This window comes from Lactobacillus kalixensis DSM 16043, assembly GCF_001434335.1.
Taxonomy (GTDB): Bacteria; Bacillota; Bacilli; order Lactobacillales; family Lactobacillaceae; genus Lactobacillus; species Lactobacillus kalixensis.
Map to the genome: position 1 here is coordinate 1 of NZ_AZFM01000100.1, position 311 is coordinate 311.

Below are 311 nucleotides of genomic sequence, written 5' to 3' on the forward strand. Positions count from 1 at the left end.
CAAGAAGAACTAAAGCCATTATTTGAAGAATTCTTTGAATGGTGTAGAAACAGTCAACCGACTGTATTACCAGGATCAAAACTAGGTAAAGCTATCGCTTATGCACTTAACCATGAAGATACCTTCAAGAATGTTTTGCTCGATGGCCAGCTAGTCTTATCAAATAATCTAGCCGAACGAGCAATCAAGACTTTAGTGATTGGTCGCAAGAATTGGTTATTCTCACAAAGCTTTGAAGGTGCCCAATCTTCAGCTATCATTTTAAGTCTGATTGAAACAGCTAAAAGAAATAAGTTAGATCCAGAGAAATA

General features: G+C 36.7%; 1 protein-coding gene. It reads left to right on the plus strand.

The annotated features are described in order from the left end of the window. On the plus strand, positions 1 to 311 hold a 311-nt coding region (locus tag FC46_RS09940), incomplete at both ends, for an IS66 family transposase (protein ID WP_157046847.1).